Raw genomic sequence first — 14,234 nt, forward strand, 5'->3', positions numbered from 1 at the left:
CGCGAGGGCGCGGCGGTGCGCAGGGGCTGGTGCTGAGGGCGGTGAAAGCGCGGCTGTGCTGGGCTTCAGCAGGCCGGACAGATGGCGCTGGACATGCGGCCGAGGTCGACGTGCCGCCGACTCACCAAGGCAATTCCAGCTCGAGACATGACGGAAGCGTGTCACGGCGATCCGAGACGAGTCCACCGTCGTCCAGAATCTGGACAACACTGTCCCGCATCGCGAGACAGTGTGTTGCCCGTCACTCAGCCGTGGGCGCCTGGCCAGGGGCCGGGAGCGGCCGTCTCCGGCTCCTGTTCCGTCCTGGTGTCGAAGAGGGTGAAGCCCCGCCGCAGGTAGTTGTCCATGGCGTGCGGGCCGTCCTTGGAGCAGGTGTGCAGCCAGACCCGCTTGGTCGGTATCAGGCTCGGGTGGCGCTCGGCGAGGTCCCAGGCCCGGGCGATTCCGTACGAGAGGAGATGGCCGCCGATCCGCCGTCCCCGGAACGCGGGGATCAGCCCGAAGTAGACGATCTCGACGGAACCCTCGTCCTGCGCCTCCAGCTCCACATAGCCGGCCGGTGTCCCCTTCTCGTACGCCACCCAGGTCTCGGTGCCCGGCCGGCCGAGCGCCTCCTCCCACTGCGCGTACGTCATATCGAGCCGGTCGGTCCAGTGGATGTCACCGCCGACGGCCGTGTACAGAAAGCGGCTGAACTCGGGCGAGGGCACCTCGGCCCGAACGATCCGCAGATCCCCTTCGGGCACGGCCGACGGCCGCAGATCGGCGTGCGAGGTCTGCTCCAGGGACCAGGTGGTCACAGTTGTGCTCATGCGCGCCAGGGAACCATGGCGTCGCGATCCGGCCAACTCATCCCCGGTCCGTACGCGCGCTCACCACCGCCGGGGCCGTCGAGTGCGGCAGCAGACCGGCCGGGTGTTCCGGCCTGATCACCTCCACCTCCACCTCCTCCACGAAGCGGTACGGGCGGTGCGCCAGGACATGGGCGAGATGGCGCCGCAGCCGCGACATCTCGGCCCGCACCGTCACCGTGCGCGTCCGGTCCTCGAAGATCTCCTGCGCGAGCTGAGCCGCGCTCCGCCCGTCCCGGTGCAGCGCCAGCACAAAGAGGAGCTCGGCATGGCGCGGGCTCAGCTCCTGCGCCCAGCTGCCCGCCGTACCCGAGACGGTGACAGAAGGCCGCCGCGGCCTGCTCAGATCCAGCACCACCCGCCCCGGTACCGCCGCCACCTGCTCGTCGTCCACCCGCACCAGCCAGCCGCCCGGCAGCGGCTCGATCGCGCACATACCGAGCGAGGGCAGCCAGAGCCGGCCGCCGCGGACGGACTTCGGCAGCCGCAGCCGTCCGGTCGGCGGCATCCCGGTGACGGCGGCCGGCCAGCCGTTGCCGTCCAGGGCCAGCGCCCGTCCGCCCACGCGCGCGAGCAGCGGAGACGCCACGCAGCGCAGCCGGTCCAGCGCCTCGAAGTGCCGGTTGCGCAGCTCGGCCTCCGCCAGCCGGCCGACCGAGGTGACCAGGGAGAGCGTGGCCGGATGCATGGTGGACAGCGGTCCGCTGATGTCGACGACGCCGATCAGCCTGCCGTCCCGCGGATCGGTGATCGGAGCCCCCGCGCAGGTCCAGGTGTGGTGAGTGGCGACGAAGTGCTCGGCGGAGTGCACCTGGACCGGCCGCCCGGACACCAGGGGAGTGCCGACGCCGTTCGTGCCGACCAGCGACTCGTTCCAGTCGGCGCCCGGGACGAAGCCGTGCGAGTCACCCTTGCGCAGCACGGCCGCGCTGCCCTCACGCCACAGCAGCCGCCCCTCCGTGTCCGCGACGACCATGATGTGGTGCGCGGCCTCCGCGACGGACACCAGGCCTTCGCGCAGCACCGGCAGCACCTCCCGCAGGGGCGAGGCGAGGCGGCGGCGTTCCAACTCCTCCAGCGGCAGCAGCCCGGCTCTGCGGTCCCGGTCGGGGTCCACGCCACCGCGCAGCATCCGCTGCCAGGACTCGCTGATGTCCGCTCGCGGAGCCAGGCGGGAGTGGCGTCCCGCGAGCGTTGCGTCTCGTACGCCCTTCAGCAGCCGGGTGGCTTCCGCACTGTCCATGGCAGCGAGTCTGGCCATGTCGAGAGATGTGTTCTGCACTGGGTCCTCCTGGGCGACGCCAGCGTCCGGTGGTGGGGGGGGTGCCTCTATGTCCTTCGTCAAGCCTGAGCAGGTCATGCGGTGGCTGTCTCGGGGGTGCGGGATTCGTAGAAGGTGCCGTCGCGGAGCATGGCGAACAGCACGCTGATGCGGTGGCGGGCGAGGCGGAGCAAGGCCTGTGTGTGGGTCTTGCCGCGGGCTCTTTGCCGTTCGTAGTAGGTGCGGGAGGCGGGGTCGTGCAGGGCGGCGAACGCGGAGAGGAACATGGCCCGTTTCAGGAGCCGGTTGCCTGTTCTGGGGGCGTGTTCGCCGTGGATGGAGGATCCGGAGGACCTCGTTGCCGGGGCGAGGCCGGCGTAGGAGGCAAGGTGGGCGGCAGTGGGGAACGAGGTGCCGTCGCCGATGGTGACCAGCAAGGTGGCGGCGGTCCTGACACCGACTCCGGGCATCGAGGTCAGGACCTGGGAAAGAGGGTGCGACTCAAGCAGCTCGCCGATCTGGGCTTCCAGAGCGCGTCGTTGTTCGTGGACGGCGGCCAGCGAGCGGGCCAGCGAGGGCACGACCACGTCCAGGGTGCCGGTGCCCGGGACCACGACGGTCTGTTCGTCGAGCGCGTCGAAGATGTCGTCCACCAGGCGTTCGGCCATGCGCGGGGCCTTGGGCCGTATCAGGTTCACGAGCCTGCGGCGTCCGGCCTTACGCAGGGCGGCGGGCGAGCCGAAGCGTTCCAGCAGGTGCGTCACAGCCTGGTGGTCCAGGCGGGGCCCCAGTACTCGCTCCAGGCTCGGGTGGAACTGGGTGAGCAGGCCGCGGAGCCGGTTGCTGGTGCGGGTAGCCTCGGCGGCGAGGTCCTGGTCGAAGCCGGTCAGGACGGTAAGCTGGGCCGCGGTCTCGTCGGCCAGTTCCAGGGCCCGCAGGGTGTGAGGCATGGTGCGGGCGGCGTCCGCGATCACGTGCGCGTCGCGGGCATCGGTCTTGGCCTCACCGGGATACAAATCGGCGATCCGCCGCATCGCCAGCCCTGGCAGGTAGGCCACGTGGCAGCCGGCGTCCCGGGCCACCGCGAGCGGCAGGGCGCCGATCGATGCGGGCTGGTCCACGATGACCAGCACGCGGCCGAACCTGGCCGTGAGCTTGTCGAACACGGCCCGCAGTTTCGGCTCGCTGTTGGGCAGCCGCTTGTCGTAGACGGTCTTGCCGCCCGCTGTCAGGCCGTGGCCGTGGTGGTCGCCCTTGCCGACGTCCAGGCCGAGGAAGACCGCGATTTCACCGGTGTCGAGCACCGCACCCCCCGAGGGTGGTCGTTCCGTCCCGGCCTCACCCACCGGCACCGAGCGCGCGCATCCACGTTACGCAGACCTGCCACCCTTCAACGGCCGGGCGTTGCGCTCGGCCGGGTGACGGTCGGGCCTCTCATCAGCGGTCAGACGGTGCCCCGGACCCGGTGACACCACCCCCCAGGTCATCACTTCGACAGGGGGCAACAGTCATGCCGGGCCCGGAGGCCAGGAGCCCCGTTTCAGGGCCACGAAGAAAGTAACGGGGGCTGGCTCAATCGTGCCCTTCCCCGTTGCCGTGCGCGGCGATATGGGCCACAACGCTGCAACCCTTTGCAACCCTCGCGAACGGGCGTGCGCCTGTACGAAGGTGACGGAACACCGGTTCGCCGGTGGTCATGCACCGCACCGCTCTGTCCGCGGAGCGCATGACAGCGCGCGGGGTGGTGCCGTGTCGGCGCAGCACCACCCCGACATCGTGAGAGGTGCGGCCGGGGCCTTCGGACCCCGGCCCGCGCCAGTCCCCAGCCCGCGCCAGTCCTGGGCCCGCGTCAGATCACGGCCCGCGACCGCTCGACTACCGACCGCAGATCCAGCGTGTGGGGCAGCGTGCCGAAGGTCGTGCCCCAGTCCCCGCCGAGCCGTGAGGCGCAGAACGCGTCCGCCACCTCCGGCGGCGCCCACCGCACCAGCAGCGACGCCTGCAGCACCAGTGCGAGTCGCTCGACGAGCCGGCGTCCCCCCGCCTCGATGCCGTTCAGATCGGCCAGTTCGGTCAGCAGACCCTTGATCGCCCGGTCCAGCCGGTGATCGGCGCCGTACGCCGTGCCGACCTCCTTGAGGAAGGCGTCCAGCGCCTGCGGCTCACGCTGGAGCGCCCGCAGGACGTCCAGTGCCTGGACGTTCCCCGAACCCTCCCAGATGGAGTTGAGCGGAGACTCGCGCAGCAGCCGCGGCAGCCCCGACTCCTCGACATAGCCGTTGCCGCCCAGACACTCGAGGGCCTCGGCGACCAGGGGCGTACAGCGCTTGGTCACCCAGTACTTGGCGGCAGGCACCGCAAGACGCAGGAACGCGCGCTCCTCGTCCGTATCGGCGTCGTACGCGGCGGCGAGCCGCAGCGCGAGCGTCGTGGCGGCCTCCGACTCCAGTGCAAGATCGGCCAGTACGTTGCGCATCAGCGGCTTGTCGATCAGCAGCCCGCCGAACGCGCTGCGGTACGCGGTGTGGTGGATCGCCTGCGCCACGGCCTGGCGCATCAGCGCGGCCGACCCGGTGACACAGTCGAGCCGGGTCGCCGCCACCATCCCGATGATGGTGCGCACCCCGCGCCCCTCCTCACCGACCCGGCGCGCCCACGTCCCCTCGAACTCGACCTCGCTCGACGCATTGGAACGGTTGCCCAGCTTGTCCTTGAGGCGCTGGATCCGGAACACATTCCGGGTCCCGTCCTCCAGCACCCGGGGAACCAGGAAACACGTCAGACCTTCTGCCGCCTGGGCGAGCACCAGAAAGCCGTCACACATCGGCGCGGAGCAGAACCACTTGTGCCCCGTGAGCAGATACTCCCCGTCACTGCCGGCGATCGGCTCGGCCCGCGTCGTATTGGCCCTGACGTCACTGCCGCCCTGCTTCTCCGTCATTCCCATCCCGAACAGGACCCCGGACTTCTGTGCGACCGGCCGCAGCCCCTCTTCGTACAGCTGCGAGGTGAGGCGCGGCTCCCACTCGGCCGCCAGCGCCGGATCCGTACGCAGCGCCGGCACCGCCGCATGCGTCATGGAGAGCGGACAGCCGTGCCCGGCCTCCACCTGCGTCCACACCAGGAATCCGGCCGCGCGCCGCACATGGCCGGCGGGCCTGCCCCAGGCACTCACCAGCCCCGCGGTGACGCCTTTCCCCAGCAGGCGGTGCCAGGCCGGATGGAAGTCGACCTCGTCGATCCGGTTTCCGTAGCGGTCGTGGGTGCGGAGTTTCGGCAGGTTCTCGTTGGCCTGAACCCCCCACTCCTGGGCCTGCGCGGAGCCCGCGGTGCGACCGAGCAGCGCGAGCTCCTCCCGCATCCCGTCGAAAAGGCCGGGTGCGACATGCCGCTCCACAGCCTCCGAGAGTGCCCGGTCGGCGGTGTAGACGTCGTACCCGACCAGGGGCGGAGCCTGGTTGGTCACTGTGTGGGTGGTGGCTGCCATGCCGCTACGGTAAGGAGGTGCAGGCAGCAAATGAAACACCCGAGCGGCCGTCGGGCCGACTTCACCGGGCCCGAGTCCTCTACCGCAACGTTTCCAAGCGGAAGATGGCATGGCTGCTGCTCAAGGACACCGTGAATTCGTGCATCGAGTACCGCATCCTCGGTCTCGCGGCCGAGGCGGCCTTCTTCACGCTGCTGTCCCTGCCGCCTCTCATGCTCGGCCTGATCGGCCTCCTCGGCTACATCGACGACTGGACCAACACCACGACCGTCGCCTCCATCGAGGAGAACATCCTGGGCGCGGTCGGCACGGTCCTGTCCGACCGGGGCGTCAACGAGATCGCCAAGCCTCTGCTGGAGGACGTCACCCACGGCGGCCGTCCCGACATCATCTCCATCGGCTTCGCCATCGCCCTCTGGTCGGGCTCGCGCGCGGTGAACGTCTTCATCGACACCATCACCGTGATGTACGGGCTGGACGGCCAGCGCGGCATCGTCGCCACCCGGCTGCTCGCCTTCCTGCTCTACATCGTGGCGCTGCTGATCGGCGCGGTGGTGCTGCCGCTGGCGGTGGTGGGGCCCGACCGGGTCGTGGAGTTCATCCCCTGGGGCACGGAAGTCGTCAGCGTCATGTACTGGCCGGTGGTCAGCCTGCTCTCGATCGCGTTCCTCACCACGCTCTACCACGTGTCCGTCCCCGTCCGGTCCCCGTGGATCGAGGATGTGCCCGGAGCGCTGGTGGCGCTCGGAATGGGTGTGTTCGGCAGCTTCCTGCTCCGCATCTACCTCACCAGCACGGTCGAGGGCCCCACGATCTACGGTTCGCTCGCCGCCCCCATCGCCGTCCTGCTGTGGATCGGCCTCACCGCCTTCGCCGTACTGGTGGGCGCGGCCGTGAACGCCGCGATCGACCGTGTCTGGCCGTCGGTCGCCACGGCCGCGGCCCGCGCCGCCAACGAGCGCGTACGCGCCGCCCACGCGGCGGAGCTCGTCGCCCGGGCGAGGGCGGCCCATGTCTTCGGTGACGAGGACGACGACGAGGACGACGACGGGGACATGCCCTCCGAGTTCCCGGAGCGGTGGTCGCGGTTCCTGCCGCCGGACGATGTGAAGTCGCGGCTGCACACGGGACGGGACAACGGCCGCGAGAAGGAGCCCCGCAACGGCGGAGATGACTAGGGGGCGGGGGGTAAGCGGGCGCGGACCGTACCGCCGGAGCCGTAGCCTCGGTGGTGTGTACGAGGAATGGGCGTCGCGGATCGACGGTGCCGTCGTCTGGACGCGGACCACGGACCTCCGCGCCGGTGCTGTGTACCCGGTGCTGCCCGACGGCTGCATGGATCTGCTGTGGAGCGAGGGCAGGCTGTTCGTGGCCGGCCCCGACACCCATGCCTACGTCCCGGCGGGCGGCTGGGGCGCGAGCTTCGCCGGGGTGCGCTTCGCGCCCGGCACCGCGCCCGCGTTCTTCGGCGTACCGGCGCACGAGCTGCGCGACCGGCGGGTGGACCTCGCCGACCTGTGGGGCGGGGCCGAAGCCGGCCGGCTCACCGAGCGGATCGACGCGGCCGCGGACCCGGTGGCCGAACTGGAGGCCGTGGCGCTGCGGCGGACGGCCCGGTCCGGGCCGCCCGACCCGCTGCTGAGCGCCGTGGTGCGGCATCTGGAGGCGGGTGGCACCGTCGCCGGGGCCGCGGACACGGTCGGCCTCGGTGCCCGGCAGCTGCACCGGCGCTCCCTGGACGCCTTCGGGTACGGACCCAAGACGCTGGCCCGGGTTCTGCGGCTGCAGCGGGCGCTCAGCCTCGTACGGGAGGGTGTGCCCTACGCCGGGGCGGCACTCGCCGCGGGCTGCGCCGACCAGGCGCATCTGGCCCGCGAGATGCGTGACCTGGCAGGAATCACCCTCAGCGCCTACGCCGCAGTGGCGAAGAGCGAGACACCGCAGCCGTCGGGGTCGAGGACGATCGCGTAGCGCTGCCCCCAGAAGGCGTCCCAGGGCTTGAGATGGCCCTGGTGACCTGCCGCGATCAGGTCGGCGTACACCGAGTCGACCTCGGCGGGGCTGTCGCAGCGGAACGCGAGTCCGAGACGTTCGCCGCCGCGCGTGGGGCGGGTCCACTCCGGGTCGAAGGAGCGGACGGTCTCCTCGGTATCCCACAGGACGCGCAGCCCGCCGGGCAGCGTCGCCTCGACGTGGGGCGCGGAGTCGGAGTCGGCGGGGATGTCCAGGCCGAGGCGGCGGTAGAAGGCGAGTGAGGCGGCCATGTCGGAGACGACGAGGCCGATCGCGTCGAGTTGTGGAGTCATGACCCCAACGTAGACAAGGGCCGGGCCGGAGGTCTTGAACGAATCGGACGCTGCTGGGACGCCGGACGTCATCCTTTCGTAAGACTGCGCGTGCGGTGGACCCTGCTCCGTACGAGGACACTGGCGGTATGCACAAGATTCTGGTCGTCGACGACGATCCGACCGTCGCCGAGGTCGTCACCGGCTATCTGGAGCGCGCGGGCTGCACCGTGGACCGGGCCGCCGACGGTCCGCAGGCACTCCGCCTCGCCGCCGCCCACAGGCCCGACCTCGTCGTCCTCGACCTGATGCTGCCGGGCATGGACGGCCTGGAGGTGTGCCGCCGGCTCCGGGCCGGTGATCTCGCCCCCGTACCCGTGATCATGCTGACCGCCCGCGGCGACGAGGACGACCGGATCCTGGGTCTCGAGGTGGGGGCGGACGACTATGTGACCAAGCCGTTCAGCCCGCGCGAGCTGGTGCTGCGGGTCGAGTCCGTACTGCGCCGGGGCGGTGCGGCGGTGGAACGGCCGACGGGTCCCGAGCTGGCGGCCGCGGGGATCGTGCTCGACCCGGGCGCCCGCAGGGCCACCAAGGACGGCCGCGAACTGGCCCTGACCCTGCGCGAGTTCGACCTGCTCGCCCACCTGATGCGGCACCCGGGCCGCGCGATCGGCCGGGAGCGGCTCATGCAGGACGTGTGGGGCTGGGAGTTCGGCGATCTGTCGACGGTCACCGTCCATGTGAGGCGGCTCCGCGGCAAGATCGAGGACGATCCGGCACGGCCGCGGCTGATCCAGACGGTGTGGGGGGTGGGCTACCGCTTCGACGTGCCCGGTGACAGAGACGTACAAGCAGACGTAAGAGCAGACGCCGACCGGGGCGTACCGGGGGATCCGGCCGGGGACGTGCCACCCGCGCCCCTGTCGCGGCGCGAAGGAGCTTGATCACCGTGCGGGACATGCTCCTCATCGCGCTCTTCGCCTTCCTCGGGGCAGCGGCCGCCGGCCTCCTCGGAGCCCTGGTGCTGCGCCTGCTGCGCCACCGCTCCGTCACTGTCTCCCTCACGGTCGTCGCCGCCGTCGCCGTCACCGCGATGCTCGCCGGCACACTCGCCGTCGCGCAGGCGATGTTCCTCTCCGCGCACGACCTCACCGTTGTCACCACGGTCGTGGCGATGGCGGCCGTCGTCTCGCTCGCCACCGCCCTGCTGCTCGGCCGCTGGGTCGTTGCTCGCAGCCGCGAACTGGCGCTGGCCGCACGCTCGTTCGGCGACGGCGATGGGTTTGCCGCCCCCGACGGCGCCTCCACCGCCGAACTGGCGGCCGTCAGCCGGGAACTCGCGGCCACCAGCGACCGGCTCGCCGCCTCCCGGGAGCGCGAACGTGCCCTGGAGACCTCCCGCCGCGAACTCGTGGCCTGGATCTCCCACGACCTGCGCACCCCGCTGGCCGGGCTGCGCGCGATGTCCGAAGCCCTGGAGGACGGCGTCGTCCAGGACCCGGAGCGCTACTTCCGCCAGATCCGTACCGAGGTCGACCGTCTCAACTCGATGGTCGGCGACCTCTTCGAACTCTCCCGCATCCACGCGGGCGCGCTGGCTCTGACGCCGACCCGTATGTCGGTGTACGACCTGGTCGGCGAGGCGCTTGCCGGCGCGGACCCGCTCGCGCGCGAGAACGGCGTACGGCTCGTCGGCGACGCCGTCGAGGCGCTTCCGGTCGAGGTGGACGGCAAGGAGATGACCCGCGTCCTCGCGAACCTGCTGGTCAACGCCATCCGCAGGACCCCCGCCGACGGCACGGTCGCCGTCGCCGCGGAACGCCGCGAGGAATGGGTGGTCCTCTCCGTCACCGACGGCTGCGGTGGCATCCCGGAGGAGGACCTTCCCCGCGTCTTCGACACCGGCTGGCGCGGCACCCAGGCGCGTACGCCCCCGGCGGGCGCGGGTCTCGGCCTCGCGATCGTCCGCGGCATCGTCGAGGCGCACGCGGGCCACGCCGACGTACGCAATGTGAGCGGCGGCTGCCGCTTCGAGGTGTCCCTGCCCGCGGCGCCGGCTCCGGTCTGAGCCCTCCCGCCCTCCCGCACTGCGCCAGACCCGTTCGCCGGACCTGTTCGCCCGACCCCGTTGGCCCGACCCGTCCTGCCCGATCCCCTTCGCCCGGTCCTCGACATCGTTGAAACACCGATGACTTGAAGGCGTGACCGGGGAGGCGGCAGGGCAGTCACACGTCGACAGCCCTGGGGGAGACCTCGCGATCTGTAACCGGTGGAAGACAGCGGAAGACAGGGGTGCGGACGGCATGGCGCAACACACGGACACGGCATGGGAATTCCTGGACGACCGCGGTCGCCTGGCGGCAGCACCACGGGTGCCGTCGCGGATGGCTGCGTACATCCAGGCCGGAGCGGCACTGTTCGACCACGGCATACGCCCGGTGGGGCTCTTCGGCTCCCACCACGACGGCGACAGCGCCGATGCGGCCAAGGGCGGTGCCCTGCCGCTCGACGAGATCGCCTATCTCGGAGCGGGAGCCCGACTCGCCGACGCGGAAGCCCTGTTACGGGCCGACCCCGACCTCGTGGTCGCCGTGACCTACGGCGGCGACCAGGTGTACGGCCTGGATCCGGACACGGCCAAGCATGTCGAAGAACGCGTCCCCCTGGTGGTGCTGGACGTGGGCCAGGGACGCTCGCTCGGCGATCTGCGCGCCCGCTTCACGGCGCTGGCCCTCTCGCTCGGCGCGCAGGAGGACCTGTCGGGGGCGGCGGAACTCGACCGTGCGGAGCGCCGGCTGCGCATGGTGGCCGCCGGAGCCACTGACGTACGGGTGCTGGCGCTGTCGCCCGCCGCGGCGGACAGCGTCCACCTCGCGAAGCCGCGCGCCTGGCCGGACCTCAGGGCGCTCGCCGACCGCGGCGTGACCCTCGTGGAACCGGAGTGGGGGCCGGGCGTCAACTGGTCCACCGTCGACTGGCCCGCGGCCGCGTCACTGGAGCCCGACATCGTGCTGGCGGACGTACGGGCCAACGCTCTGCCGCTCGGCCGGCTCGGGGGAGTCGAGGCGTGGCAGGTCCTCGCGGGCCGGGCGCGCGTGGTGCCGTGGAATCCCGAGATTCCGTGCAGTGCCACCGCCCACGCACACTTTCTCGACACCTTCGCGGATGCGGCGCGGGCCGTGTCGTAGGCGGGCATCGCGGACGGAAGAGGTCTAGCGTGACCCGTGGGGTGAGACGTGATGCAGAATTCGGGCGCAGTCGCCGGGGCTCCGTGCTGGGTGAGTCTGCTGGCGCGCGAGCTCCCTGCCGCGCAGGACTTCTACGGTGCGGTGCTGAGCTGGACCTTCCGGCCCGCAGGGTTCGGTGAGGGCTTCTCCGTTGCCCTCACCGACGGACTGCCCGTCGCGGGCATCGGTGCGCTGGCCTCTTCGCTGCAGGTGGCGGTCTCCTGGACGCCGTATTTCGCCGTCGCCGACGCGGACGAGGCCGCCGCCCGGATCAGGGAGCGCGGTGCCACCGTGGCGGTGGGACCGCTGGCCTTCTACTCCGGCCGGGCCGCGCTGGCCACCGACCCGGACGGAGCCGCCTTCGGCATCTGGGAGGGCTCCGTGCGCACCGACTGGTCGGTCGGCCGCGGCAGCGCACCGGCCTGGCTGGAGCTGCATACGCGCGATGCGCACGCCGCCGCCCGGTTCTACTCCGGCGCCCTCGGCTGGGCCCCCGAGGGCGAGAGCGGCAGCAGCCTCGCCTACGAGAACGACCAGGCGGTCCTGCGCCAGGAGGACCGCGTCGTCGCCAAGATCCGGAGCGGTGCGGTCCAGGCCGCCCCCGACCCGCGGATCCGGCCTCGCTGGCATGTGCACTTCCGCGTGCCGGATGTGGACGCGTCGGTCGAGGCGGCCCTGGCGGCCGGCGGCAGCCTGGTCTCCCGGCCGGAGCTGCCCGCCGTCGACAAGGCCATGCTGCGCGATCCCGACGGCGCCCTGTTCACCATCACCACGGCCGGAGCGCCGCCCGCGAGCTGACCGGCCCGGATACGGGCGGCGCCCGGCCGTTGGACCGACGTCAGGCGGTGATGATCGCCGGGTCGCTCACGCCGGACTCGCCGTTCTCGACGTGCCCGGCGAACCGGCGCAGGAACCTGCTGTCCGTGTCGGACACCACGGACAGGTCGTACCAGCGCTTGCTGCCGCGCAGATCCACGGTGTGTACGACCTGTCCGCCCTTGCGGACAGTGAATGTCTCGCTCTCCCCACCGTAGGCATTGCCGACAGTGAGCCGGCAGTCGGCGCTGCCCGCGTTGGTCATGGTCAGCTCGAGGCGGCCACCGGCCGCGAGGTGACGGGCGGTCACTTCGGGGCCCGCGGTGGTGCCGTGGCCCTTGAACGTGCGCAGAAAGCCGTTCGGGCCGTAGACCGACAGGTCGTACACCTCCTTCGAATAGGCCGTGTTCCAGGTGTCGGAGAGCTTCTTGCCGGCCGCGGCGGTGTAGGTCCAGGGGCCGTCCGTGCGGTTGCCGGACGTGACGGAGAAGTACGCCCCGGCCGCCTCGCCGCCGCTGAAGGTGAGCGTGTAGCGCCCCGTCGAGGGCGTCGAGGCCCCGTCCACCAGCGGTGCGTACGGCAGCGGTCGCGCCGGCCTCGACCCCTTCTCCTGCTTGGGCAGAACGGGGCCGGCGGGAGGCTTCGGCACATAGCTGGGGTGCCGCTCGTGGTCCGGCGGCTCGTATCCGTCGGTGTCCGGGAGTGAGGCGGGCTTCGTGTCGGTGAGGTCGAAGTCGAAGGCCGAGGTGAGATCGCCGCAGATGGCCCTGCGCCAGGGCGAGATGTTCGGCTCGGCCACGCCGAACCGTCGCTCCATGAACCGCAGGATCGAGGTGTGGTCGAAGGTCTCCGAGCAGACGTAGCCGCCGGTGGACCAGGGGGAGACGACGAGCATGGGGACGCGCTGGCCGAGACCGTACGGCCCGGCGGCGTAGTTGCTGTTGCCGCGGAACTGGTCGAGTGAGGTGTCCACGGTCGACAGACCCTGGGCGGCGGAGGCCGGCGGATAGGGCGGGGCGACGTGGTCGAAGTAGCCGTCGTTCTCGTCGTAGGTGATGAAGAGCGCGGTCCTGGCCCACACCTCGGGGTTGGAGGTGAGAGCGTCCAGTACCTGGGAGATGTACCAGGCGCCGTAGTTCGCGGGCCAGTTGGGGTGCTCGGTGAAGGCTTCCGGTGCGGCGATCCAGGAGATCTTCGGGAGCCTGCCCGCCTGTACATCGGCCTTGAGGTGGTCGAAGTAGCCGTCGCCGCTCTTCACGTCGGTGCCGGTGCGCGCCTTGTCGTAGAGCGGATCGCCGGGCTTGGCGCCCCGGTAGGTGTTGAAGTACAGCAGCGAGTTGTCGCCGTAGTTGCCGCGGTAGGCGTCCTCGATCCAGCCCCAGTGGCCGGCCGTGTCCAGGCCGTCGCCGATGTCCTGGTAGATCTTCCATGAGACCCCGGCCCGCTCGAGGCGCTCCGGGTACGTCGTCCAGCCGTATCCCGCCTCGTCGTTGCCGAGAACGGGCCCGCCGCCCTTGCCGTCGTTGCCCGTGTGGCCCGTCCACATGTAGTAGCGGTTGGGGTCGGTGGCCCCGATGAACGAGCAGTGGTAGGCGTCGCACACGGTGAACGCGTCGGCCAGCGCGTAGTGGAACGGGATGTCCTCGCGGGTCAGGTACGCCATCGTCCCCGGGGACTTGGCGGGTATCCACTGGTCGTACTTCCCGTTGTTCCAGGCCTTGTGGCCGCCCGCCCAGTCGTGGTCGAGCCCCGCGATGAACTGCATGCCGAGGTCCTCGGCGTCCGGGTGGTAGGGCAGCACGTCCGTGCTGCCGTTCGGCTGGTGCCAGACCGACTTGCCGCCGGGCAGGGTCACCGGGCGGGGGTCACCGAATCCGCGTACGCCCTTGAGTGAGCCGAAGTAGTGATCGAAGGAGCGGTTCTCCTGCATCAGCACGACGATGTGCTCGACGTCCTCGATGGTGCCGGAGCGGCGACTGGCGGGGATGGCGGCGGCGCGGTCGATGCTGCTCGACAGGGCCGCGAATCCCGCGGTGGTGCCGGCGAATTGGAGGAAGCGCCGCCGATTGAGTTCAGGCATGAGTGTGGGGCCTCTTGGGTGTGAGAAAGCAGAGTAAGCGAGTGTCCAAGAGGACCCACGGGAAGGGAAGGGGCGGTGTCGTCAGCATGAAAGAGCGCGGTACGTGTCACGAAAAGCCCGGTCGGCCGGATGTGCCCTCGTCCCGCCGGTCCGGACCCGGTGGGGTTGGTCCGGTTCACCCGGTTCGGTTTCGATTCAGCCGGTTCAGTTTCGGCTCACCCGTT

General features: G+C 71.1%; 13 protein-coding genes. 6 read left to right on the forward strand and 7 right to left on the reverse strand.

The features are described from left to right. Positions 1-65: 65 nt before the first annotated feature. The 5 genes from OG883_RS46760 to OG883_RS09180 form a co-directional block, all read right to left on the reverse strand. Complete coding sequence (locus tag OG883_RS46760) at positions 66-149, reverse strand: putative leader peptide (protein ID WP_323180923.1); 84 nt, start codon at positions 147-149, stop codon at positions 66-68. A 96-nt stretch (positions 150-245) separates the two neighbouring features. Then, positions 246-812 (reverse strand): GNAT family N-acetyltransferase, encoded by a 567-nt coding sequence (locus tag OG883_RS09165; RefSeq protein WP_266537460.1) that lies wholly within the window; start codon positions 810-812, stop codon positions 246-248. Positions 813-849: 37 nt separating this feature from the next. Further along, positions 850-2,133, reverse strand: coding sequence for a helix-turn-helix domain-containing protein (locus OG883_RS09170; protein WP_266537463.1), 1,284 nt, complete (start codon positions 2,131-2,133; stop codon positions 850-852). A 74-nt stretch (positions 2,134-2,207) separates the two neighbouring features. Next, complete coding sequence (locus OG883_RS09175) at positions 2,208-3,416, reverse strand: IS110 family transposase (RefSeq protein ID WP_266534610.1); 1,209 nt, start codon at positions 3,414-3,416, stop codon at positions 2,208-2,210. A 545-nt stretch (positions 3,417-3,961) separates the two neighbouring features. Continuing rightward, positions 3,962-5,599, reverse strand: a complete 1,638-nt coding sequence (locus tag OG883_RS09180; protein ID WP_266537470.1) for an acyl-CoA dehydrogenase family protein — start codon at positions 5,597-5,599, stop codon at positions 3,962-3,964. A 17-nt stretch (positions 5,600-5,616) separates the two neighbouring features. Between OG883_RS09180 and OG883_RS09185 the strand changes: the two genes are divergently transcribed. Together OG883_RS09185 and OG883_RS09190 are read left to right on the forward strand one after the other, a co-directional pair. Beyond that, positions 5,617-6,777 (forward strand): YihY/virulence factor BrkB family protein, encoded by a 1,161-nt coding sequence (locus OG883_RS09185; protein ID WP_266537473.1) that lies wholly within the window; start codon positions 5,617-5,619, stop codon positions 6,775-6,777. A 55-nt stretch (positions 6,778-6,832) separates the two neighbouring features. Beyond that, positions 6,833-7,570 (forward strand): DUF6597 domain-containing transcriptional factor, encoded by a 738-nt coding sequence (locus OG883_RS09190; RefSeq protein ID WP_266537475.1) that lies wholly within the window; start codon positions 6,833-6,835, stop codon positions 7,568-7,570. Here OG883_RS09190 and OG883_RS09195 read toward each other — a convergent pair. Continuing rightward, entirely contained in the window at positions 7,510-7,905 is a 396-nt protein-coding gene (locus OG883_RS09195; RefSeq protein ID WP_266537478.1) for a VOC family protein, read from the reverse strand. The two genes, OG883_RS09190 and OG883_RS09195, sit on opposite strands and share 61 nt — an antisense overlap. A 128-nt stretch (positions 7,906-8,033) precedes the next feature. On the opposite strand from OG883_RS09195, the gene OG883_RS09200 reads away from it, so the two are divergent. The 4 genes from OG883_RS09200 to OG883_RS09215 all read left to right on the forward strand — a co-directional run bounded on the left by OG883_RS09200 (position 8,034) and on the right by OG883_RS09215 (position 11,912). Next, a complete protein-coding gene (locus OG883_RS09200; protein ID WP_266537480.1) occupies positions 8,034-8,831 on the forward strand; it encodes a response regulator transcription factor in 798 nt (265 codons plus the stop codon). Positions 8,832-8,836: 5 nt separating this feature from the next. Then, the gene (locus tag OG883_RS09205; RefSeq protein WP_266537482.1) at positions 8,837-9,955 is read left to right on the forward strand and encodes a sensor histidine kinase KdpD; all 1,119 of its coding nucleotides are present in this window, start codon (positions 8,837-8,839) and stop codon (positions 9,953-9,955) included. Positions 9,956-10,190: 235 nt separating this feature from the next. Further along, the gene (locus OG883_RS09210; RefSeq protein ID WP_266537483.1) at positions 10,191-11,075 is read left to right on the forward strand and encodes an ABC transporter substrate-binding protein; all 885 of its coding nucleotides are present in this window, start codon (positions 10,191-10,193) and stop codon (positions 11,073-11,075) included. A gap of 51 nt (positions 11,076-11,126) precedes the next feature. Further along, positions 11,127-11,912, forward strand: a complete 786-nt coding sequence (locus OG883_RS09215) for a VOC family protein (protein ID WP_266537485.1) — start codon at positions 11,127-11,129, stop codon at positions 11,910-11,912. Positions 11,913-11,952: 40 nt separating this feature from the next. Here the strand turns inward: OG883_RS09215 and OG883_RS09220 are convergent, their stop codons facing one another. Next, entirely contained in the window at positions 11,953-14,010 is a 2,058-nt protein-coding gene (locus tag OG883_RS09220; RefSeq protein ID WP_266537488.1) for a phosphocholine-specific phospholipase C, read from the reverse strand. Positions 14,011-14,234 lie beyond the last annotated feature (224 nt).

Source organism: Streptomyces sp. NBC_01142, assembly GCF_026341125.1.
Taxonomy (GTDB): domain Bacteria; phylum Actinomycetota; class Actinomycetes; order Streptomycetales; family Streptomycetaceae; genus Streptomyces.